Annotated in this window: 24 protein-coding genes; 17 read left to right on the top strand and 7 right to left on the bottom strand. The window is 37.6% G+C overall.

Annotated elements, in window-relative coordinates; genetic code table 11:
- Positions 1–5: 5 nt before the first annotated feature.
- The 4 genes from ribD to LGQ90_RS00105 are packed head-to-tail and all read left to right on the top strand — an operon-like array spanning position 6 to position 3124.
- Positions 6–1049, top strand: a complete 1044-nt coding sequence (gene ribD / locus LGQ90_RS00120; protein WP_229336868.1) for a bifunctional diaminohydroxyphosphoribosylaminopyrimidine deaminase/5-amino-6-(5-phosphoribosylamino)uracil reductase RibD — start codon at positions 6–8, stop codon at positions 1047–1049.
- The gene (locus tag LGQ90_RS00115; protein WP_229336866.1) at positions 1042–1650 is read left to right on the top strand and encodes an HAD family hydrolase; all 609 of its coding nucleotides are present in this window, start codon (positions 1042–1044) and stop codon (positions 1648–1650) included. Before ribD ends, LGQ90_RS00115 begins: the two co-directional genes overlap by 8 nt.
- A complete protein-coding gene (locus LGQ90_RS00110) occupies positions 1647–2519 on the top strand; it encodes an EamA family transporter (RefSeq protein ID WP_229336864.1) in 873 nt (290 codons plus the stop codon). Before LGQ90_RS00115 ends, LGQ90_RS00110 begins: the two co-directional genes overlap by 4 nt.
- Positions 2516–3124: an IMPACT family protein gene (locus LGQ90_RS00105; RefSeq protein WP_229336862.1), complete on the top strand. Its 609-nt coding sequence runs from the start codon at positions 2516–2518 to the stop codon at positions 3122–3124. Before LGQ90_RS00110 ends, LGQ90_RS00105 begins: the two co-directional genes overlap by 4 nt.
- On the opposite strand, the gene LGQ90_RS00100 is transcribed toward LGQ90_RS00105, so the two are convergent.
- Positions 3121–3519: an acyl-CoA thioesterase gene (locus LGQ90_RS00100; protein WP_229336860.1), complete on the bottom strand. Its 399-nt coding sequence runs from the start codon at positions 3517–3519 to the stop codon at positions 3121–3123. The genes LGQ90_RS00105 and LGQ90_RS00100 overlap by 4 nt on opposite strands.
- Before the next feature lie 204 nt (positions 3520–3723).
- Between LGQ90_RS00100 and dnaA the strand changes: the two genes are divergently transcribed.
- From dnaA to LGQ90_RS00085, 3 genes are read left to right on the top strand one after another with little or no spacing between them, the layout of a single operon-like run.
- Positions 3724–5151 carry a chromosomal replication initiator protein DnaA gene (gene dnaA / locus LGQ90_RS00095; protein WP_229336858.1) on the top strand — a complete coding sequence of 476 codons (1428 nt, stop codon included), beginning with the start codon at positions 3724–3726 and terminating at the stop codon, positions 5149–5151.
- A 10-nt stretch (positions 5152–5161) separates the two neighbouring features.
- Positions 5162–5629: a low molecular weight protein-tyrosine-phosphatase gene (locus LGQ90_RS00090; protein ID WP_229336856.1), complete on the top strand. Its 468-nt coding sequence runs from the start codon at positions 5162–5164 to the stop codon at positions 5627–5629.
- Positions 5626–6351, top strand: a complete 726-nt coding sequence (locus tag LGQ90_RS00085) for an SAM-dependent methyltransferase (RefSeq protein ID WP_229336854.1) — start codon at positions 5626–5628, stop codon at positions 6349–6351. Before LGQ90_RS00090 ends, LGQ90_RS00085 begins: the two co-directional genes overlap by 4 nt.
- On the opposite strand, the gene LGQ90_RS00080 is transcribed toward LGQ90_RS00085, so the two are convergent.
- From LGQ90_RS00080 to dapF, 4 genes are all read right to left on the bottom strand, one after another.
- The gene (locus LGQ90_RS00080; protein ID WP_229336852.1) at positions 6348–7016 is read right to left on the bottom strand and encodes a peptidoglycan-binding protein LysM; all 669 of its coding nucleotides are present in this window, start codon (positions 7014–7016) and stop codon (positions 6348–6350) included. The two genes, LGQ90_RS00085 and LGQ90_RS00080, sit on opposite strands and share 4 nt — an antisense overlap.
- Before the next feature lie 196 nt (positions 7017–7212).
- Positions 7213–8256 carry an endolytic transglycosylase MltG gene (gene mltG, locus LGQ90_RS00075; protein ID WP_229336850.1) on the bottom strand — a complete coding sequence of 348 codons (1044 nt, stop codon included), beginning with the start codon at positions 8254–8256 and terminating at the stop codon, positions 7213–7215.
- Positions 8246–8776 (bottom strand): GNAT family N-acetyltransferase, encoded by a 531-nt coding sequence (locus tag LGQ90_RS00070; protein ID WP_229336848.1) that lies wholly within the window; start codon positions 8774–8776, stop codon positions 8246–8248. Before LGQ90_RS00070 ends, mltG begins: the two co-directional genes overlap by 11 nt.
- The gene (dapF, locus tag LGQ90_RS00065; protein ID WP_229336846.1) at positions 8770–9558 is read right to left on the bottom strand and encodes a diaminopimelate epimerase; all 789 of its coding nucleotides are present in this window, start codon (positions 9556–9558) and stop codon (positions 8770–8772) included. The genes LGQ90_RS00070 and dapF overlap by 7 nt, the downstream gene beginning before the upstream one ends.
- A gap of 132 nt (positions 9559–9690) precedes the next feature.
- Between dapF and LGQ90_RS00060 the strand changes: the two genes are divergently transcribed.
- From LGQ90_RS00060 to LGQ90_RS00035, 6 genes are all read left to right on the top strand, one after another.
- Positions 9691–11082, top strand: a complete 1392-nt coding sequence (locus LGQ90_RS00060) for a S1C family serine protease (RefSeq protein WP_229336844.1) — start codon at positions 9691–9693, stop codon at positions 11080–11082.
- A gap of 123 nt (positions 11083–11205) precedes the next feature.
- Positions 11206–12654, top strand: coding sequence for a glyceraldehyde-3-phosphate dehydrogenase (locus LGQ90_RS00055; RefSeq protein ID WP_229336836.1), 1449 nt, complete (start codon positions 11206–11208; stop codon positions 12652–12654).
- 198 nt (positions 12655–12852) lie between these two features.
- Entirely contained in the window at positions 12853–13449 is a 597-nt protein-coding gene (locus LGQ90_RS00050; RefSeq protein WP_229336834.1) for a hypothetical protein, read from the top strand.
- Positions 13450–13481: 32 nt separating this feature from the next.
- Complete coding sequence (gene trmD / locus LGQ90_RS00045) at positions 13482–14162, top strand: tRNA (guanosine(37)-N1)-methyltransferase TrmD (RefSeq protein ID WP_229336832.1); 681 nt, start codon at positions 13482–13484, stop codon at positions 14160–14162.
- Between the two features lie 118 nt (positions 14163–14280).
- Entirely contained in the window at positions 14281–14634 is a 354-nt protein-coding gene (rplS, locus tag LGQ90_RS00040) for a 50S ribosomal protein L19 (protein ID WP_229336831.1), read from the top strand.
- 566 nt (positions 14635–15200) lie between these two features.
- Positions 15201–17429: an NADP-dependent isocitrate dehydrogenase gene (locus LGQ90_RS00035; protein ID WP_229336829.1), complete on the top strand. Its 2229-nt coding sequence runs from the start codon at positions 15201–15203 to the stop codon at positions 17427–17429.
- Positions 17430–17476: 47 nt separating this feature from the next.
- On the opposite strand, the gene LGQ90_RS00030 is transcribed toward LGQ90_RS00035, so the two are convergent.
- On the bottom strand, positions 17477–18094 hold the full coding sequence (locus tag LGQ90_RS00030) for a DEAD/DEAH box helicase (protein WP_229336827.1): 618 nt from the start codon (positions 18092–18094) through the stop codon (positions 17477–17479).
- A 154-nt stretch (positions 18095–18248) separates the two neighbouring features.
- On the opposite strand from LGQ90_RS00030, the gene LGQ90_RS00025 reads away from it, so the two are divergent.
- From LGQ90_RS00025 to LGQ90_RS00010, 4 genes are read left to right on the top strand one after another with little or no spacing between them, the layout of a single operon-like run.
- Positions 18249–19463, top strand: coding sequence for a multidrug effflux MFS transporter (locus LGQ90_RS00025; protein ID WP_229336825.1), 1215 nt, complete (start codon positions 18249–18251; stop codon positions 19461–19463).
- A 53-nt stretch (positions 19464–19516) separates the two neighbouring features.
- Positions 19517–21892, top strand: a complete 2376-nt coding sequence (locus LGQ90_RS00020) for a TonB-dependent receptor (RefSeq protein WP_423738440.1) — start codon at positions 19517–19519, stop codon at positions 21890–21892.
- Positions 21893–22702, top strand: a complete 810-nt coding sequence (locus tag LGQ90_RS00015) for a DUF4249 domain-containing protein (RefSeq protein ID WP_229336823.1) — start codon at positions 21893–21895, stop codon at positions 22700–22702.
- Position 22703: 1 nt separating this feature from the next.
- The gene (locus tag LGQ90_RS00010; RefSeq protein ID WP_229336821.1) at positions 22704–22925 is read left to right on the top strand and encodes a DUF6095 family protein; all 222 of its coding nucleotides are present in this window, start codon (positions 22704–22706) and stop codon (positions 22923–22925) included.
- Between the two features lie 15 nt (positions 22926–22940).
- On the opposite strand, the gene LGQ90_RS00005 is transcribed toward LGQ90_RS00010, so the two are convergent.
- Complete coding sequence (locus LGQ90_RS00005) at positions 22941–23402, bottom strand: hypothetical protein (protein WP_229336819.1); 462 nt, start codon at positions 23400–23402, stop codon at positions 22941–22943.
- Positions 23403–23562 lie beyond the last annotated feature (160 nt).

Raw genomic sequence — 23562 nt, 5'->3', positions numbered from 1 at the left:
GTGCTGTGAATATACACGAAAAATACATAAAACGCTGTATAGAATTGGCGCAAAACGGCCTTGGAACCACCTATCCAAACCCAATGGTGGGAAGCGTCATCGTACATAAAAATAAGATAATTGGCGAAGGCTGGCATAAAAAAGCCGGAGAAGCTCATGCTGAAGTAAATGCGATCAATTCAGTAAAGGATGAGCGTCTTTTAAAAGAATCCACGATCTATGTATGTCTCGAGCCCTGCAGTCATTTTGGGAAAACTCCTCCCTGCAGCGACCTTATTATTGCTAAAGGAATTAAAAGAGTCGTGATGGGCACGATGGATCCTTTTGCTAAAATTGCGGGCCGGGGAATTAAGAAATTGCTGGACGCCGGCTGTGAAGTCAAGGTAGGTATTCTGGAAGCTGAGTGCCTGGAACTAAATAAACGTTTCTTTACTTTTCATCAAAAACAACGCCCATATATAATATTAAAATGGGCTCAAACCAATGACGGTTTTATTGCACCGGAAAGCAGGGAGAAAAAAAGGCCCGTCTGGATCACTAATAAGTATTCCGGACAACTGGTTCATAAATGGCGTAGCGAAGAGGCCGCTATCCTTGTTGGTACCAGCACCGTCATGGCAGACAATCCTGCCTTGAATGTTAGAAAATGGACAGGAAATGATCCCGTTAGAATTACGGTTGATAAAGATCTGAAAATTTCAGAGGACTCTTCAATTTTAGATGGGGGGCAGAAAACAATTATTCTCTGCAAGGATAAACCGGAAAATTCTGTAAAGGATAATCTTATTTTTGAAGAGATCGATTTTTCAGAAAATATAGCCAATGAGATTTGCAGGATTTTATATAAAAATGAATTACAATCGGTAATTATTGAAGGTGGAAGTAAAACCATTCAGCAATTCCTGGAGGCAAATCTTTGGGATGAAGCCCGGGTTTTTACCGGCAACTCTCATTTTGGAAATGGAGTAAAAGCTCCGGAAATTTCAGCATTTCCGCTTAGCGAAAAAAGGATCTCTGAAGACAATTTAAAAATTTACAGGAATGCTTAAGACGATAATATTTGATTTTGGCGATGTCTTTATAAATCTGGATAAGGAAGGTACCAACCGGAAGTTGAAAGAAATGAACATTGAAAACCTCCCGGAATCAATATCTGTAAAAAACAGGGAATACGAGCAGGGATTTGTCACTTCAGATGAAATAGCTGAACATTACAGAACTCATTTTCCGCAATTAAACCAGGATGCATTCCTAGAGTCATGGAATTCTATGTTGCTAGAATTCCCGGAATACAGATTCAGATTTATTCAAAAGTTAGCTGAAGAAAAGGATTTTCAACTCATTCTTTTAAGCAACACTAATGAGAATCATATAAAATACATTGAAAATAATGTGGCGTTTTTTAAGGATTTCAAGAATTGTTTTGATGCTTTTTATCTCTCTCATGAAATGGGAATGAGAAAACCAGATCCGGTAATTTTTGAATATATTCTGAAACAGCACGACCTAAAAGCTGAAAATTGCCTCTTTATAGATGACACTTCAGAAAACACAGAAGCTGCTGAAAAGCTTGGTTTTCACACCTGGAACATAGAGCCCACACATGAAGATGTCATAGATCTTTTTACCACTAAAAGCGATTTATTTTGATATACCTGCTGCTGAGTGTTCTCTCCTCAACAATAATTTTTATTGTTTTCAGGCTTTATAAAAAATTCGGCGTCAACACCCTGCAAGCCATTGTCGTAAACTATTTTATAGCCTGCACCGTAGGATTTTTCGGATATATTGAAGGCTCAGATTTTTCAAAGGTTCCTTCTGAAAACTGGTTTCCCGGCGCGCTGATGCTGGGAGTCTTATTTATAACGGTTTTCAACCTGGCCGCCATTACCACCCAAAAAAGTGGACTCTCAGTAGTTGCCGTAGCCACCAAAATGTCGGTCGCTATTCCCGTGCTCTGCGGCATCTTTCTCTATAATGAAAGTACGGGGATACTGAAGATTTTAGGGATCTTGCTGGCCCTGGTAGCCGTTTATCTTACTTCTATAAAGTCAGAAGAAGGTATTAGTATAAAAAAAGAGAATCTCATTTTTCCTTTGTTGGTATTTCTTGGCAGCGGAATTATTGACACCAGTATAAAATATCTCGAGACAAGCTATGTTTCTGAAACCGATGTAGGTCTTTTCTCTTCTACCATCTTTGCGACCGCAGGATCTCTAGGGGTTATCATTTTAATTATTCAGGCATTTCAGGGAAAACTGAAAATCACTTATAAAAATATTCTGGGAGGAATCGCTCTGGGAATTCCGAATTATTATTCCATTTACTTCCTGGTTATGGCCTTAAGAACCAAAGGTTTTGACAGCTCTACGATCTTTACCATGAATCATGTGGCCATTGTAACAATTTCTACACTGGTCGGCATCGTACTGTTCAGGGAAAAATTGATCAGAAAGAACTGGATAGGCCTTATTCTGGCAATTATTAGTATAATTCTTGTGGCAAATTCTGCAATATGAAAGATACCTACCAGAGCATCACTAAAGCTTCACCTGAAGTTCTATTCAAAGACAGGAATTCCAAATTCTTCGGTTATGCTTTTCCCATTAAAACAGAAGAGGAAGCGAATGGGCATCTCGAGGAATTACGGGCAAAGCACCATAAAGCGCGGCATTGGTGTTATGCCTGGCAAATAGGGAAAGAAGATTTTCAATACCGGGTAAATGATGATGGCGAACCTTCAAACTCTGCCGGAATGCCTATTTATGGGCAGATCCAGTCGTTTGATGTTACTAATATTCTGATAGTGGTGGTGAGATATTTTGGAGGTGTAAAGTTAGGAGTGGGCGGACTCATTAATGCCTATAAAACTGCCGCACAAATGGCACTGGAAGAATCTGATATTCTAAAACGAACCATAGACGAAATTTTCATATTGAAATTCGACTATCCAGAAATGAATAAAGTAATGCAGGTGATCAAAAAGAATAACCTGAATGTGATTGACCAAAAGCTTGAAATAGATTGCAAAATTTTTATCGCGGTAAGAAAAAAGGATGCCCAGGACATCTACTCGAAATTTGATAATACCTATAAAGTAGAGATTACCAAATTGGCCAATTAAGCTTTCAATTTATCGTGAATATACTGGGGACAGCGAACCGGTCTTCGGGTTTTTGCATCCATAAAAACCAAAATGGAAGTTGCTGAAGTTACTTTTTCACCCTCTTCATTGAAGATAGTATAGTCAAATATAATTTTAACATTTGGGGCTTCCCGTAATCGCGTTTCGATCTTCAGATTTTCGTTAAAAGTAACTGGTTTGTGATATTTCAAATTTAATTCGAATACCGGCAACATTATCCCTTCCTCTTCCATACTTTTGTAGGAGACCCCTAAAGACTCCAGCCAGTCAATTCGTGCAATTTCAAGGTATTGCGGGTAATTTCCGTGGTGCACCACACCCATCTGGTCGGTTTCGGCATATCGGACTTTAACAAAAGTTTCGTGTGATTTCATTTAAAAAAGATAGCCTTTCTGAGAAAGGTTTTTTATATTCAGGCTCGGAAGTAAGTATGCGTAAATTTTTCTTAAAATTCAACCCCAAAATGGTTTTTTTTTTACATTTTTTGTTCACATATTTGTTCCGCTCAAGTTGGATAACCAAGTTTTTCCGACTGCCATTAGAACTTACTACTAACCTAAATTAACGTTTAACTAATAATGTCAAAAACTGCGCAATCGGTTTGGAATAACTGTCTGTCATTTATTCAGGATAACATTACACCTCAAGCATATAAAACATGGTTTGAACCTATCCAAGCAGTGAAACTAACAGATTGTGCCTTGAGTATACAGGTGCCCTCTAAGTTTTTCTACGAGTGGCTGGAAGAACATTATGTTAAATTACTAAAAGTATCACTTACCCGGGAACTTGGTGATAAAGCAAAGTTGGTATATGTGATCAAAATGGAGAATACGTACGGTAACAAACTACCATTTACAGAAAAGATTCCCAGTACACAACGAGCGCATATGAGCTCCCAGGAAGTAGATGTTCCCATAAAAAATAAAAGTCCTGAGCTGAAGAATCCTTTTATCATTCCAGGAATTAGAAATGTAAAGATCGAATCTCAGCTTAACCCTAATTATAATTTTGATAATTTTCTGGAAGGTGAATCTAACAGATTGGCCAGATCTGCAGGTTTAGCAGTAGCTAACAAGCCAGGAGGAACCTCTTTCAACCCACTTTTAATATTCGGCGGCGTTGGACTTGGGAAAACGCATCTTGCTCACGCTATTGGGGTTGAGATAAAAGATAAATATCCAGAGAAGACCGTTCTATATATTTCTGCTGAAAAATTTACCCAGCAATATATTGAGTCTGTAAAGAAAAATAACCGCAACGATTTCATTCATTTCTATCAGATCATTGATGTTCTGGTGGTAGATGATATTCAATTACTTTCTGGTAAGGCCGGAACACAGGATGTGTTTTTCCACATCTTCAACCACCTTCACCAAAACGGAAAACAGGTGATCCTTACCAGTGATAAGGCTCCTGTAGATATGCAGGATATTGAACAACGCTTGCTTTCAAGATTTAAATGGGGACTTTCTGCTGAATTACAGCACCCTGATTTTGAAACCCGTGTTTCTATCATAAAAAGTAAACTTTATCGTGATGGAGTTGAAATGCCTGAGGATATTGTAGAATTTCTTGCGAATAATATCAAAACCAATATCAGGGAACTGGAAGGAGCTATTATCTCTCTTATTGCTCACTCTTCTTTCAATAGAAAAGACATTACCCTGGAACTTGCAAAAAAGATCGTTGATAACTACGTTAAGAATACCAAACGTGAGGTTTCTATAGATTATATCCAGAAAGTAGTAAGCGACTATTTCCAGATGGACGTAGACACATTGCAGTCTAAAACCCGAAAAAGGCATATTGTACAGGCAAGACAACTGGCAATGTTCTTTGCGAAGAAGTTCACTAAAGCATCACTTGCAAGTATCGGCACCCAGATTGGAAGCCGCGATCATGCTACGGTGTTGCATGCCTGTAAAACGGTAGACAACCTTGCTTCTACAGATAAGCAATTCAAAAAATTTGTTGAAGACCTCAACAAGAAGCTCACCTTATAAAAGAAAATTTATGAAAACCAGGGTATTGATGGTGTGCCTCGGCAATATTTGCAGATCACCACTAGCCGAAGGTATTCTTAAATCTAAAGTAGATCCCAACAAAGTATTTGTAGATTCTGCAGGTACCGGCAGCTGGCATATAGGTTCTGAACCAGACAAAAGATCTATAGTCACCGCTAAAAGATATGACCTCAACATTACCGATCAGCGGGGGCGACAATTTTCAAAACATGATTTTAAAGATTTCGACTATATCTTCGTGATGGATAATTCCAATTTCAAGGATGTCATGTCTATGGCTGAAACTGATGAAGATCGCAAGAAAGTTCATTTAATCCTGGAAGAAATCTTTCCTTCAGAAAATGTGGATGTTCCAGATCCTTATCACGGCGGGGAACAGGGATTTGAAAATGTATATCAGATGCTGAATGAGGCCTGTGAAATTATCGCAGAAAAACTGGAAAAAGGAACTTTATGAGTTCAAAGCAAAATTACGGGAAACTCTACCTGATTCCTGTAGGCCTGGGAGATTCTAATTCAGAAAAGGTATTTCCTCCTTTAAATGCTGTTATTATTGAGAATATCGAAGATTTTATCGTAGAGAATGAAAAATCTGCCCGTAGATTCATCAAACAGATACTTCCGGAAAAATCACAACAAAGTTTAAAGTTAAAAGCCTTAAATAAATTTACTGAAGCATCTGAAATCCCAACATTTCTGGATGCTGCCAAGGAAGGCAGGAATATTGGCCTCTTAAGCGAAGCCGGATGCCCAGGGGTTGCAGATCCTGGTGCCGAAATTGTAAAACTTGCCCATAATTTTAATATACAGGTGGTACCGCTAATTGGCCCCTCCTCTATTTTACTGGCGATGATGGCTAGCGGAATGAATGGTCAAAGTTTTACTTTTCACGGATATCTGCCTATAGACAAAAAAGAGCGTAAACATGAATTAAAACAGCTGGAAAGAATTTCCTCAGAAAAGAATCAGGCGCAAATATTTATTGAAACGCCTTACAGGAATATGAAGTTTTTAGAAGATCTCATTCAAAATCTTCATCCCGCTACTAGAATCTGCGTCGCCTGTGATCTAACCCTGGAGTCAGAATTCATCAAAACAGCACCCGCTTCAGAATGGAAAAATATAAAAACCGATCTGCATAAGAGACCGGCTATATTTATTATTCAGAAAGATCTTTAAACAGAAAGACGATCAAAGTCTACTCTCGCATTTTTCTCAGTTTTCACAAAAGAAACATCGTATCCACCAAAACGCTTCATATAGTTTTTAACAGTGGTTCCAAATGCGTCACTGAATGCCTGCGCGCCCCAGCTACGAAGATATTTCTTTACACTACCCGGCCCGGCCAGATGTGCTGCAGCTAAGATCCCAGATTCGGTAACCTCAACACCATTGATAGTTTTACCTACAAATCTTTTAATATCCCTTTGAAGTATCCATTTGTTTCGAGAAGCATTCGCGTAAAATGCGGCTTCCTGCAAGGCAGGAGAATTCAAAAACCCGATGCTGTCGTAAACTCCAACAAGCTTTAAAGTTCCCTTACCAAACTGATACTTTCCAAGATATCCATATTCGTTGATGCTCTTATAGTCTCCCCGGGATTCCTTGAAAGCCAGAGCTTCTTTAAAACCTACATAAGATTTACCTAAAAATGGAGAGGTGTGGGAGATTTGGTATTCCGGGACTATCTCATCCCTTAGATCAGGAACCGTATAATCAAGGTCAAGATCAAAAGTGGAATATTGTTCCAGATCTAAATTTGCAGCTTCCTTAGTTGAAAAACTAAAAAAAATTGAGCCTGCTACAAGAGGCAAGATTGAAAATTTTGCAATTTTCTTTCTCATTGTTTTCGTTTTTGAAAGGTTATTGGACAACCTAAATCATAAGTCGTGCCCCTTTCATATTCGCCGGGCAAATGTATGACAAATTTTAATAATCTGAAGCACAGGATGTTAAACCTTCTTTAAAATTATTGAAGGTTTAACTAAATAATAACTCATTGACATTCAAAAACTTAAGACTTTTTAGATAAGAATACTTTTATCTTTTTATACCCTGGCGGTTAATCCAACGTACATACTCCTGCTTATTTCGGTTATGCTGCGCCAGGTTTTTGGCGAATTTGTGATATCCAAAATTCTCCACATCGGCAACAAAATAAAAGAAATCATGGTCTTCATAATTCAGCACCGCATCAATAGAGGAAATATCGGGCATTGAGATTGGACCCGGAGGAAGTGTTTTGTATTTATAAGTATTGTATGGAGAATCTAATTCCAGGTCTTTATAAAGCACCCGTTTGATGATGGTATCAAAATTACCTGTTTTTTCTTTGATGGCATAGATCACAGTAGGATCGGCATCGAGTTTCCAGCCATTTTTATATCGGTTCATATAAACCCCTGCAACTCTTGGTCTTTCATCTACTTTGGCGGTTTCCTTCTGAACGATGGAAGCAATAACCGTTACCTCTTGTGGAGTCAGGTTAATTTCCTTGGCTTTTTCACGTCTCGATTCATTCCAGAATCGGTCGTATTCAGTTTTCATTCTGGCCCGAAATTCTTCCGCAGAAGTATTCCAGTAAAACTCATATTGATTGGGAATATAAAGGTTCAGGGCATTACGTTTATCAAGGTCATTAGCCTTGAGAAATTCGTCGTTATTGAATGCTGACAATAATTCAGCGCTATCGGCTTCGATCTGCGTAGCAATTCTGCCCGCCAGATCCTCCAGCCGTTCCTGATTATTGAAAATAACCTTAACCGGGGTGTTTCCACTTCTAAGGCGGTCTACCAGTTCGTTATTGTTCATTCCTTTATTCAGTAAATATCTTCCAGGTCTTACCCTATCAGCATAACCTTTCTTTTGAGCTACCAGAGAAAATGATTCCAGATCTTTGACCAGCGGTCGCAAAGAATCTAAGACTGTTTGAAAGTTCGCCTCTGTGGGGATATAAACTATTTCTTCTTTAGAGTCAAAATCTGTATTGGATAGAAATACGCCTTTATAGACGTAATACCCAAATATTCCAAAAGCTATCAGTCCAAGAATTGCGACTGCGACAAGTATTTTTTTAATGTACATTACTTACTAATTGATAAAGCCATTCATCTTTATATTTTCCGTTGAACAGCGTCCAGTCTTTTTTTAGACCAACTTTTCTAAAACCATTATTTTCAAAAACCTTCATGCTATCCCCGTTATTGGCGGTAACATTAGCATAAACCTGATGTAGCCCCAGATGGGTAAAACAATAATCGCAAAGCAAGGATAAACTTTCAGAACCGAAACCTTTTTTCCTGTCTTTTTTATTGGCGATCAATATCCCGATTGCAGCCCTTTTATCCCTTGGCTCAAGATCAAAAACATCAATTAAACCTACCGGCCTGCCCCTTTTTGTACAAATAACAAGTCTTAACTGCCGGATATCATAAATATCACGATGGGCATTTTCAATATATTGTCTAATAAGAAATTTTGAATAGGGAGATTGCGTAGTGCTTATTTCCCAGAAGTCTTCGTTATTTTCAATTTTGTGAACAAAATCAAGATCTTCCGGTTCCAGTGCTCTTAGATACACCTTTTCACCTTTTAATGTCAGCATACAATTTCGCCTTTAAAAACCAATTGGGCTGGCCCAGATAACCATACATCTGAAAAATCATCTTCATTTCTCTTGAAACTTACAGAAAGTTCTCCTCCCGGAGTAATTAATTTTACTTTGTCTGAATTAGTTCTGGAAGACCTGAAAGCTGCTAGAGCCACCGCTGTAACACCCGTTCCGCAGGAAAGGGTTTCATCTTCCACTCCCCTTTCATAGGTTCTTACGGAAAAAGTATCTTCAGAAACAGGCTCCACAAAATTCACATTGGTCCCATTGTTCAATTTATATCTTTCAGAATACCGAATTGCAGCACCTTCCTTCTGAATATCGATGACACCTACATTTTTCGTAAAAATCACATGATGTGGTGAACCCGTATCCAGATATATATAATCATCATTTTCTGATATCTCCTGCACATCCTGCATTTTTAAGCTGACAATACCTTCTTTGATATAAGCTTCATGTACGCCATCTATAGCGGTAAATCTGGCAGAATTTTCAATAATCCCGAGAAATTTAGCGAAGGCAACTAGACATCGCCCTCCATTCCCGCACATACTGCTTTCGTTCCCATCAGCATTAAAATAGACCATTTTAAAATCGTCTTCAGGATCATTAGAATTTTCCAGGAGAATTAACCCATCAGCACCAATACCAAATCTACGGTCACATAAACCTTGAATTATTTTGGTATCATTTTTGGATATTATCATAGTCCGATTATCGATCATCACGAAATCGTTCCCGGTACCCTGATATTTATAAAATGTCAGCTTCATAAGTCAGTTTAAAGTGGCACAAATATACAATTTTGAAGAGGAATTCCGGGCTGTTAAATGGTCGTTAAATTTATGTGGTTCATATAATAATCTGGTGATCTCAAATGTTTATTAACTAAATACTATCCGAAAATGAAGAAAATAGCAAACCTACTCTTTGTTTCTATTCTTGGGGGAGCAGTAACTTTAGGAAGTTACAAACTGTTCATTGAAGAGGAAGCTGAACAATTTTTACCTCAGGAAACACAAAATTCTTTTATTCCTGTAACAAAAACGCCCGCATATGGCACCAATGCTGACTTTACCGAAGCAGCTGAAAAAACGGTTCACGCAGTGGTTCACGTTAAAAATGTAGCTGTATTCAAGGGTGGCCCGCGTAGTATATGGGAATATGGTCAATATAATAATGGTGGAAGAGCTCTTCAGGGAGCCGGTTCAGGAGTGATCATCACACCAGATGGCTACATAGTTACTAACAACCATGTAATAGACGGCGCCAGTGAAATTGAAGTTACCTTAAATAACAATAAAACTTATAAAGCTGAAGTTATTGGAAGTGATCCCATTTCTGATATCGCCCTTATAAAAGTAGATGCTGATGAAGATCTGGAATATATTCCTTTTGGAAATTCCAATAATCTGGAATTAGGAGAATGGGTTCTCGCAGTTGGAAATCCTTTCAATTTAAAATCTACAGTTACCGCAGGGATCATTAGTGCCAAGGCCAGAGACCTGAATGTTCGGGATAATTCCCCACAATCTTTTATTCAGACAGATGCAGCGATCAATCCTGGAAACAGTGGTGGTGCACTGGTAAATATCAACGGTGAACTTATAGGAATTAATACTGCCATAAGTTCTCCCAGCGGAAGTTATATTGGATATGCTTTTGCGGTTCCATCTAATAACGCCCGAAAAATTGTTGAGGATATAATGGAGTATGGAGATGTACAAAAGGGAATTCTTGGAATACGCGGTGGAAGTATCACTCAAGAGGCGATTCGTGAATTGAAGTTACAGGAATCACAAGGTGTTTTTGTAAGCGAGGTAACACCCGGTAGCGGTGCAGAAGAATCGGGTATCCGTCAGAACGATATCATCAAAAAAATTGATAATATCGAAATCAATAAGTTTTCAGATCTAACAGGCTACATAAACTCTAAAAGACCCGGTGACGAGGTGAAGGTAAAATTAGTTCGTGATGGGAAAGAGAGAGAACTCAGCGTAAAGTTGACAAAACTTGATGTTCTTGCAATTCCGGTATTGGGACTGGAAGTTGCCAATGCTACTTCAGAAGAATTAAAAACTTATAAGGCTCCAAACGGAGTGCGTATCAACAGAACATTAAGCGAGGAATTACCTTCCTCTGATCTGGTTGGGGGAATTATTGCAGAAATAAACAACCAAAAAGTTTCTTCTATTCGTGATGTAGAAGAGATCATGCAAAGCAGAACGAAATCCAATCCAATCGTCATCACTTATTTTAATCAAAGAGGTGAAAAACAGCGAATGATCTGGAGATAATCCATAGAAATCTCAATAAAATTAAACCCTTCCCTACTGGAAGGGTTTTTTATGCATAAAAGTTTTTACGAAAACGTTTGAAATATATACTTTTGCCGAAAATTTATAACAACACAACTTAACATGGACTTTAATAAAGTTTACGAAAAAGAACTTTCTTTTCAGGCAGATCGCCGGAAAGCCACGGTAGAATTTATTAATATCGTTAGCGACCTTTGGTACGACAAATCTATTGAGCTGGTACTTTTCAGAAATCAGTTGATAAATAGAAATGTGAGCGATATTTTAGATCTGCACGAATATGCGGGAGAATTTGTTGGAAAGCCTATTTCTATTTTCGATTCTGTAGAGATCGCCACGGCCATCAAAGATCTTAATCTCCCACCAGCCAAGCTTGACATAGGAAAACTCACCTATGAATATCATTTAGACGGGCAGCCTCACAGCAATGCCATGGCCTTTGTTTCTAATAAACTTAGCGATGCCAAACAAACCGAGACCGTTACTCCAAAAGATGTGGTACTTTATGGTTTTGGACGTATTGGAAGGCTGGTAGCTCGTGAACTTATGACGAGAACCGGAAAAGGAAATCAGCTAAGACTACGTGCGGTTGTTACGAGAGGTAAAGTAGACCAGAGTGTTTTAGAAAAAAGGGCTTCCCTACTAAAAAGTGATTCGGTCCATGGACCATTCAGCGGGACGGTAAATATCGATGAGAAAAATTCAGCTTTGATCATTAACGGCACCACCGTACACATGATATCTGCGAACCAGCCTGAAGATATAGATTATACCAAATACGGCATCAATAATGCGCTTATTATTGATAATACCGGAGCTTTCCGTGATAAAGAAGCTTTAAGCCGACACCTTACTTCAAAAGGAGCTGCCAAGGTATTACTTACTGCTCCCGGAAAAGGAATTCCAAATATCGTGCATGGAGTGAACCAGAAAGAACATAATCCAGACGAGATAGACATTTTTTCTGCTGCTTCCTGTACTACCAATGCCATTACACCGGTATTAAAAGCAGTTCAGGATTCATTAGGTGTGGTTCACGGCCACCTGGAAACCATACATGCGTATACTAACGACCAGAACCTGGTAGATAACATGCATAGCAAATACAGAAGAGGCCGTGCTGCTGGGCTAAATATGGTAATTACCGAAACAGGTGCAGGAAAAGCTGTTTCTAAAGCCCTCCCTGTTTTTGAAGGAAAACTAACTTCTAATGCTATTAGAGTACCGGTACCGAATGGTTCTTTAGCAATTCTGAACCTCGAAGTTGAAAAAGAAACAAATCTTGAAGATGTAAACTCATTGCTTAAGAAGTATGCACTTGAAGGAGAACTGGTAGAACAGATACAATATTCTGTAGATAACGAACTGGTATCCTCTGATATTATTGGTTCTTCAGCACCGGCAATATATGACAGCAATGCAACCATCGTTTCTGCAGACGGGAAGAATGTTATCCTGTATATATGGTACGATAATGAATACGGCTACAGCCACCAGGTAATAAGACTTGCAAAATATATCGCAAAAGTTAGACGATATACTTATTATTAGGACTTAATATTTTTCAAAAAAAGACCTCGCCATTGGTGGGGTTTTTTTATTTTTGCACCACTTTAAAATTATAAAAAACTGATTCAAAACTGATTAAATTTTACAAAAAGCGAATTTCTTCCCGAAAATCTGAAATATACTAACCCACACATTCGCTCGTTGTTTTAATGAACCAAACAAAATCAATCCCCAGAAAAAATGAGTAACAAACTTTACATTGTAGCTGCATTTGTTATTGCTAGTGTATTTCAGATGAATGCCCAGACAGACAGCCTTAAAACCGAAACCCCTATACAGGACGAGTTTTCAGCTTTAATTCAGGAATCCAACAACTACCAGGGTTACAAAGTGGTAGATTATGATAAGCTGATAGAATTAAGAAACACCACCCGAAATTATATTACCGAATTAAAAGAAGAGATCGTTGTTCAAAAAAATACCGTTGATCAGCAAAACGATGAGATCCAGAAATTAAAATCTGATCTCGCCGCTACTCAGGAAAATTTTGACAGGGTTTCTGAAGAAAAAGATGCTTTGATGTTCCTTGGAATGCCTTTTTCCAAAGGCGGTTACAAAGCTATGATGTGGGGAATCGTGGGAATATTGATAGCGCTGCTACTTATTATATTTTTCAGGTATAAAAGTTCTCATTCTGCCACTCGTGAGGCTCAGCAAAAGTTGAACGAAACCGAAAAGGAATTTGATGCCTACCGCACAAAAGCTCTGGAAAAAGAACAACGTCTGGGAAGAATGCTTCAGGACGAAAAAAACAAGCAGGGCGGAACTGCTCAATAATAGCGGTCTTTTTAAATTTTCAATTATAAAAAATGCGCATTGATATCATTACGGTGGTGCCAGACATCCTAAAAAGCCCTTTTGAAGCTTCCATCCTTCAAAGGGCCATAAAGAAAGGACTCGTGGAAATCCATCTTCATAATTTACGTGATTATACTACCGATAATTATAAACAGGTTGATGATTATCAATTTGGAGGTGGCGCTGGAATGGTAATGATGATAGAGCCCATTGATAAATGTATTTCTGGCCTTAAGGCTGAAAGAGATTATGATGAAGTCATTTATATGACCCCAGATGGCGCAACCCTGAATCAAAGAACTGCTAACAGTCTTAGCCTTGCTGAAAATATTATTATCCTCTGTGGTCACTACAAAGGAGTGGATCAGCGGGTGAGAGATCAATTTATCACTAAAGAAATTTCTATTGGCGATTATGTGCTATCTGGTGGAGAGCTTGGAGCTGCAGTTCTATGTGATTCTATTATAAGGTTGATCCCGGGAGTGCTGGGAAATGAAACTTCTGCATTAACTGATTCTTTTCAGGACAATTTACTTGCTCCACCGGTTTATACCCGACCGGCAGAATATAAAGGCTGGGAAGTACCGCCGATACTTACTTCAGGAAATTTTCCGAAAATTGAAGAATGGCGTGAAAATCAGGCTTATGAAAGAACAAAGAAGCTTAGACCTGATCTATTAGAAGAAGATTAATTTTTTCTCTAACAGGCTTGTACAATAATATAAATTGAATTAATTTTGCACTCATTCTAGAATAACCTCTGGCGATAACCGTGAATGTTGTTATAGATCATACTTTAAAACATTAAAAATGGAATCCTTAGTAAAATACGTTCAGGACGAATTCGTAGACAGAAAAGATCTACCTGAGTTTGCAGCAGGTGATACTATCACTGTTTATTACGAAATTAAAGAGGGACAAAAGACAAGAACCCAGTTCTTTAGAGGTGTTGTTATTCAGAAAAGAGGAACAGGTTCTTCTCAAACTTTCACCATTAGAAAAATGAGTGGTACGGTAGGAGTGGAAAGAATTTTCCCAATCAACCTTCCTGCTATTCAGAAAATTGAGATCAATAAGAAAGGTAATGTTCGTAGAGCGAGAATTTTCTACTTTAGAGGTCTTACCGGTAAGAAAGCACGTATTAAAGAAGCGATTAGAAAATAATAATTCTTTATACCGAATTAATATAAAGCCCCACATTGTTGGGGCTTTTTTTGTTGGGTTCTAATCTGTGAAAAAACCTTTTTTATTGTTAAATACCTTCTTGTAAAAAAGCTTTTTAATTATATTTATATAGAAATTCGTAGCGATTAAAATGACAATAGGATTTTTAGTCTGGACGATTTTCCCGTAAAGCAAGTTCTTTACATTTTAATGTTTTTATCTTCTATATAACAACTTATATTTTGTACTATCAAAATGCGTTTGAAAGATAAAGACTAATTTGATTCTTTTTAAATCCTTTAAATTCGAATCAAATGAAGCAGCATACCCAATAAGCATAAAATGCTTTTTATCATTAAACTGATAATATGCTGTTTCCTGAAGCCATTTCATTTTAGCAATTAAGATGAAATGGCTTTTTTATTTCATTATTTAAGATATCTTAACAAGTGAGAAGGCCTTTAAACTTAGGATAAAAGCCGTAAATACTGTATATTGCACGTGAGATAAGTCCCTGGTTTCGTCCGGGGTTTTCTTTGAATATATTGCAACCAAAAACAATAAGAATGTCACAAAAAGAAAAAATAATTTACACAAAAACAGATGAGGCTCCAATGCTGGCCACTTATTCGTTCCTGCCAATTATTGAAGCCTTCACCAAAGCAGCTGGCGTAAGTCTTGAAACCCGTGATATTTCATTAGCCGGTAGAATTCTATCTCAGTTTCCCGATTATCTTAAGGAAGATCAAAAGGTTTCAGATGATCTTGCTGAATTAGGGGAACTTGCAAAAAAACCGGAAGCCAATATCATTAAATTACCCAATATCAGTGCATCCATTCCGCAGTTAAGGAATGCGATCTCAGAATTGCAATCTAAAGGTTTTGCCATTCCAGATTATCCGGATGAACCTTCTAATGATAAAGAAAAAGAAATTCAGTCCCGTTACGATAAAATTAAAGGTAGTGCCGTGAACCCTGTGCTTAGAGAAGGAAATTCAGACAGACGTGCACCAAAAGCGGTTAAGAATTTCGCGAAGAAAAATCCGCATAGAATGGGTAAATGGAGTTCAGACTCCAAAACTCATGTGGCTACGATGAGTGAAGGAGATTTCAGATCTAATGAAAAATCCCTAACTCTTAATAGCGATGATACTTTAAAAATAGAATTCACCGCTGAAAATGGTGATAAAAAAGTCCTTAAGGATAATTTGAAAGTGCTCAACGGAGAGGTAGTTGATGCTACCGTCATGAGCAAAAAGGCACTTCTGGAATTCCTGCGTAAAGAGGTGAAGGACGCAAAAGAGAAAGATGTACTCTTCTCCCTGCACATGAAAGCCACAATGATGAAGGTTTCAGACCCTATCATCTTTGGACATGCAGTAGAAGTTTTCTTTGAAGATGTTTTTGAAAAGTATGGAGAAGAGCTTGAAAAAGCCGGAGCCGATCAAAACAGTGGACTTGGAGATGTACTAAACGCTATTGAAAGTTTACCTGAAGATAAAAAACAAGAAATTAAAGCCGCCATTGCGAAAGACCTTAAAGATGGGCCAGACATCGCCATGGTAAACTCAGATGAAGGTATCACCAATCTTCATGTCCCAAGTGACGTGATTATTGATGCTTCCATGCCGGCAATGATAAGAACTTCCGGTCAAATGTGGAATGCGGAAGGTAAAACGCAAGATACAAAAGCTGTAATTCCAGATAGTTCCTATGCAGGACTTTATCAGGCTACCATAGACTTTTGTAAAGAACACGGTGCTTTTGATCCTACTACTATGGGAACAGTTCCTAATGTAGGTTTAATGGCTCAAAAAGCCGAAGAATATGGTTCCCACGACAAGACCTTTGAAATTCCAGAAAACGGATCTGTAAAAGTGATCAATTCCAAAGGAGATACTATTCTTGAACATAGCGTAGAAAAAGGTGATATCTGGAGAATGTGCCAGGTAAAAGATGCCCCTGTGCAGGATTGGATCAAACTTGCCATTTCCAGAGCCAGAGCAACTAAAATGCCGGCAGTTTTCTGGTTGGACAAGAACAGAGCGCATGATGCTGAATTGATCAAGAAAGTCAATAAATATCTACCAGAGCACGATACAGGAGGATTAGAGATCAAGATCATGGCTCCAACCGAGGCTACAAAATATACTTTGGAGAGAGTTAAGGATGGAAAAGATACTATTTCAGTAACCGGAAATGTACTGAGAGATTATCTTACAGACCTTTTCCCTATACTTGAATTAGGTACCAGCGCAAAAATGCTTTCCATAGTACCATTAATGAATGGTGGTGGCTTATTTGAAACCGGTGCCGGAGGATCTGCTCCAAAGCACGTTCAGCAATTTGTAAAAGAAGGTCACCTGAGATGGGACTCCCTGGGAGAATTTCTTGCCCTGGCAGTTTCACTGGAACACCTTGGTAATAAATATGACAATTCAAAAGCTCTTACTTTAGCTGAAGCTTTAGATGAAGCTACCGAAAGATTTCTGAATGAAGGAAGGTCTCCTTCAAGAAAAGTTAATGAATTGGATAATAGAGGTAGTCACTTCTATCTTGCATTATATTGGGCGGAAGCACTTTCAACTCAAACCAGCAATAAAGACCTGAATATTTATTTCGGAAGAATTGCTAAAATGATGGAAGACAATCAGGAAAAAATTCTTCAGGACCTATTAGATGCTCAGGGATCACCGGTTGACATCGGAGGATATTATGAGCCGGATGAAGAGCTTACTAAAAAAGCTATGCGTCCAAGTTCAAAATTAAATGAGATCCTGGCTACAAATGCCTGATCGAATTTAGATTATACATTATAAAGCCCTGTTTCGACAGGGCTTTTTTATTTTTCGAATTTAAGTACCCGGGCTCTTTCCATAAACATATCCTGCAATCTTTCCATTTTTGGTTCCATTTTTTCTCCAAATACCAGGTACTGACATTTATCAATACTCAAAGGAATTCTTACCACATCATTAAACTGGCTGGATTTAGAGAGAAACTCAGCATCCTCAAGGATAAAAAGTTGTAATTGTCCTAGATGTATCCCGGTCATAGAAAACAATTTCCCCAGTCTTTTTGGTGTGGCGATAACGATATCCACACCATAATAAATATCATCTTTTTGATCGTCTATATTCTGCTCTTCATACGCACAGTAAATACGCAGATCCATTTCCCGGGTGAACTCCCTGAATTTCTGCTCAAGTTCTAAGGCTGCTTCTTTGTCCTTAACATAAATAAGCGCCCTGGGCGAATCTTCAAAAGCTTCTGAATTTAATTTCTGGATCACACTTATGATCATAGCAGTAGTTTTACCACTATTCTTTGGAGCCAGTAAATACAGATCTGCGCCGCTTTTAATTTTAGGCAGGACATTTTTCTGAAAAGATGTAGGCCTTTCATATCCCAATCGTTCAATAGCTTCTTTAAGCGGAGGATTCAATTTTTTAAAGGACATATTTTAAATGAAATTTATCAGGCAAAGGTCGGATTTTAAAATTTGATAGAAAGTCTTTAATCCTTCTATTAAAAACTAAATCGAAATAGTTTAATCTTTCGTTAAACAGGCTGTGAAATTAGAAAGGAACTCCTTGTTTGCTGAAATTTGCATAATGATTCAAAATTCCGAAGGAAGAAATAAAAAACAGGAATATATTATTCTTTTGGTGCTGGGTACCCTGATCGCTTTGGGTCCGTTTTCTATAGATGCATATTTACCCGGATTTGAAAGTATCGCCCAGGATTTTAATACCACGATAAGCCAGATAGGCCTAACCCTAACAAGTTATTTTATTGGAATCTCTTTAGGTCAGTTAGCTTACGGCCCGATAATGGACAAATTTGGCAGGAAGAAGCCATTGTTAATCGGTTTGGTAATTTATCTGCTTTCAGCCATAAGTTGTATGTATTCGCCCAATCTGGAATGGCTTATTGTTTCAAGATTCTTTCTGGCTGTTGGAGCGGCCGGTGGAATGGTAGCTGCAAAAGCAATAGTTCGCGATATTTTTCCAGTACATGAAGTAGCAGGAGCCATTTCGGTTTTAATGTTAATTATGGGCGGAGCTCCCATTATCGCCCCAACTGTGGGGAGCTTTATCATTGAATCTTTTGGATGGAAAATGATCTTTCTATTTCTGGCTATATTCTCAGGTTTAATGATCATAAGCGTGACTAAATTTTTACCTGAAAGCATTGTTCCAGATAGAATGGTAGATCTAAAACCAAAGCAGGTAGCAATAAAATATTTTGGAATACTTACACATCCCAAATTCTCAAATTTTGCATTTTCAGGAAGTTTTGCCATCGGTGCGATGTTCGCTTATATATCTGATGCCCCAAAACTCTTTATGGGTAACTATGATCTAAGTCAGAAAGAATTTGGAATATTATTTGGCTTAAATGCGGGTGGTCTTATTTTAGGAAGCCAGATAAACAGGTTGTTCCTAAGAAAATATTCCACCTTGCAGATCACCCTCTTTAATAGTGTAGTACTGGTAATATTATCTTCTCTGTTCCTGATAAATTCAATTTTTGAATTCGGCTTTATTCCCACGGTTGTAATATTGTTCTTAATTTTATTTCTACTAGGATTTCAAAATCCTAACACCACTGCACTTTCCTTAGAACCATTTGAGAAAAAAGCCGGTCGTGCTTCTGCCTTGATCGGTAGTTTAAAAATGATTTTAGGTGCATTTACTTCTTTTATAATAAGCCTGTTCCATACTTCCAGTTCTTTACCCCTGGCTGTAATTCTTCTAAGCTGCCTGTTGATAAGCTCTTTACTCCTCTTTCATTTTTCAAAAAAAGAAAAAAAAGTCACTGTCTAATTCAATCCTAAACTTTTTTATTAGCACACTTAACTCTATTTTTGAATAAAAAATTGAATATCCGCTATTTAACCCTCCTGTTAACCATACTGGTCTTTCACTTTCAATCTACTGGCCAGGAATTATACACTCTTAATGGAACCATTACTGATGCTTCCAGCAATGAAACACTAATTGGGGTTAATTTGATCTTTCCAGAAGCCAATACCGGCGTAGTAACCAACGAATATGGCTACTATTCTATCAAATTACCCAAAGGAGAATATCAAATTGAGATTACTTATATAGGATACCAGAGCATTCAGCAGACGATAATTCTTAATGAAGACAAAAAGCAGAATTTTCAGCTCCAGGAAGCCTCAGAAAATCTTGAAGAAGTTCTCATTACAAGTGATATTGAAGGTTTGAATATCAGAAAACCTGAAATGAGTGTCAACAAGTTATCTATCAACACTATTCAGAATTTACCGGTGGTCTTTGGGGAAGTAGATGTAGTAAGATCGCTTCTGCTTTTACCCGGGGTTTCCAATGCTGGTGAAGGTTCTTCCGGTTTTAATGTTCGGGGGGGCGCAGTAGATCAAAATCTAATCCTTTTAGATGAAGCTACAATCTATAATTCCTCACACCTTTTCGGATTATTTTCTGTTTTTAATCCGGATGCTATAAAGGATCTGAAATTATACAAAGGAGGGATTCCCGCCGAATACGGAGGCAGGGTCTCTTCTGTGCTGGATATTTACCAGAGAGATGGAAATAGTAAGGAATTTAAAATGCAGGGCGGAATTGGTGCCATTTCAAGCCGACTTTTGGCTGAAGGTCCCATCGTCAAAGATAAAGGTTCCTACCTTATTGGGGCAAGAAGCTCGTATGCGCATTTATTTCTGAAGCTCACCGATAATGAAAACGCTGCTTATTTCTATGATATTAATACCAAATTGAGCTATAAGCTCGATGAGAGCAACAAACTTCTCCTTTCAGGATATTTTGGAAGGGATGTATTCAACATCAGTCAAAATTTTGAAAATACCTACGGAAATACTGTCTTGAACCTTCGTTGGAACCATATTTTTTCAGATAATATCTTCACCAATCTTTCAGCCATCTATAGCGATTATTACTATGGACTGAGCTTAAATTTTGTAGGTTTCAACTGGAATAGTGGTATACGAAATTTCAACCTGAAATATGATTTCAACCATTATATCAATGAGAATTTCCAGCTGAAATATGGAATTCAGAACACCTATTATGAATTCAACCCCGGTGAAATTGAACCTATAGATGAAGATTCAGGAATTAATTATTTCGAATTAACTAAAAAATATGCCTTAGAGAATGCAATCTATGTTTCTGCGGAACACAGGTTAAGTGATAAATTCTCTGCGGAATATGGGCTTCGCTTAAGTAATTTTTTCCGACTGGGGCAGGACGAAGTTAATGTTTACGAAAATGATCATCCTGTAGCTTATGATCCTGAAAGAGATATTTACAGCGAAGCAGAGATCGTTGAAACTAATGCTGTTTCCAGAAATAAAGTTTTAAAAGCCTATAATAATTTTGAACCTCGTATTGCTGTTTCATATTTATTAAAAGATGATCAGTCCATAAAGGCCAGTTATAATAGAATGGCCCAATACCTGCACCTTATTTCAAATACAAGTTCCCCTACTCCTTTGGATGTATGGGCTCCAAGTGGGCAATTTATAAAGCCCCAGGTTTTGGATCAATACGCCGTTGGATATTTTCGAAACTTTACAGATAAGGTCTATTCACTGGAAGTAGAAAGTTTCTATAAACAAATAGATAATAGAATAGATTATATAGACGGGGCTAATCTAATTGCCAATAATGCCATAGAAAGAATCGTTCTAAGTGGAGAATCCAGGGCATACGGACTTGAAGTGCTTTTAAGAAAAAACAAAGGAAAATTAACCGGATGGCTGGCCTATACCCTTTCCCGGGCTGAGCAACGGACACCGGGAAGAACTCTCCTGGAACCAGGTATAAATAACGGCGAATGGTATCATTCCAATTACGACAAAACTCATGATCTCAGTATCACCGGAAGTTATAAGCTAAATGAAAAGTGGCAGTTTAATGCCAACTTTATATTTCAGACCGGGCTTGCTACGACATTTCCAAATGCTCACTATGAATACCAGGGAATTACCGTACCTGTTTATGGCGAAAGGAATGCTGATAGATTACCAGAATATCATCGCCTGGATATTTCAGCAACCTTAAAACCTAAATCATCAAAAGACCGAGGTTTTGAATCCTCATGGAATTTTGGAATTTATAATATTTACAACAGGCAGAATGCCTATTCGATTAGTTTCCGAGAAAATTCAGATACCAATCAAAATGAAGCGGTAAGATTATCTCTTTTTGGAATAATTCCGTCAGTAACCTATAATTTTAAATTCTAGATGAGAAAATATCAAATTTATTTTGTCTTAATTTTCTGTTTTGCTTTGATTTCTTGCGAAGAAGTGGTGAATATCCCTCTAGAAGAAAGTGAACCACGCCTGGTTATTGATGCTTCTATAGAATGGTTTAAAGGAACTTCTGGAGAAAATCAAAATATAAGAATTACCAGAACCTCTCCATTTTATGAGGAAGAAACGGAAGGTGTAGAAAATGCACGTGTAAAAATAACATCGGAGAACGGTGAAGAATTTGAGTTCTTACATCAACAGGAAGGAAATTATAGCAATACCAATTTTCGCCCTGAATTCAATATTAGTTATGAGCTGGAGGTTGATGTGAACGGTGAAATTTACACTGCTACAGAAACATTAATTCCGGTGGCTGAAATAGATTATATTGAGCAACTGGACGCAGGTGGTTTTTCGGGAGAGGATATAGAAATAAAGGTTTTTTATACAGATCCCGCCGCGACCGAAGATTATTATCTTTTTGAATTTATTAATGAAGATATAAGCCTGGAATTTTATGAAGATGAATTCACTAATGGAAATCAGATCTTTGGATATTATTCTACTGAAGATATAGAGAGTGGAGATGAAATTGGAATTCAGCTACAGGGCATTTCCGAAAGCTATTATGAATTTCTTTTTATATTGCGTTCACAGGTTGGAACCAATCAGGGTGGACCTTTTGAAACTATGCCTGCCACGGTTAAGGGAAATATTATCAATAGATCGAATTCAGAAAATTATCCGTTTGGATATTTTAGATTATCCGAGGTAGATTCAACATCATATATTGTAAATTAAAATGAAACATACCAATAAAAAAGTATTGTCTACAGGCATAAAATATTTGGCCGGTGCACTTCCCTTGGTAATGATTGGACCTTCAGTACTATATAGTGCCTTTAACAATCAGGAACATCCACTTTATATAGCTGTACTTATTTTAGGCATTGTTGCCAGTTTTGCGGCTATCTTTCTAATGTTCAAAGGTATAATGACCATCATAAAAGCACTTTTTGATTAATTTTTATATATAACACTAATCAATAGCGACCTGCTCATAAAATAAGCCTGGACCATCACAAGCCCACCAGTTATTCAAAAGAATTTCATTATCCTTATCTAGATAAAGATATTCTTCCGGTTTATTACTGCAATTTCCTATCAGTCTGTTTTCTTCATTAAATTCTAATAGGAATCCCTGCTCATTGTTTTGGTTAACTATGGAAAAAGATCCTTCAAAACTAATTTCTATTCCATCTTCAATTCGAGTCTTGATAAAAGTATTGTTCTTTTTGAACAAATAGTATTCCTGGTATTCCATATCCTCGCCGGTTATTTCTGAACCCGGCATGCTACTGCTCATTTTGAATAACTGCCATTTTTGAGGATATTCCATAACTGATAAATCTAATGTTTTAATTTCAGGTTTTTCATTATCATTATTAGAACATGAAAATAGAAAAATACTGATTACTAATAATAGGAAGGATTTCATCATTATTTTTAAAAGTATATAATGAGTAGATACATTATAAGAAGAAAGGTTGCGTAGTCCTGGTAAGTTTACTCTACTATTTTAAGTTTCCCTATAGCGCATAAAAAAACCCTTTATCTAGTTAGATAAAGGGTTTTCAAGAAGAAGGCGGCGACATACTCTC

This window comes from Christiangramia sediminis, assembly GCF_020552705.1.
GTDB classification, from domain to species: domain Bacteria; phylum Bacteroidota; class Bacteroidia; order Flavobacteriales; family Flavobacteriaceae; genus Christiangramia; species Christiangramia sediminis.
The sequence above is the reverse complement of the archived record's forward strand: the minus strand, read 5'-3'. Positions and strand labels throughout refer to the sequence as shown.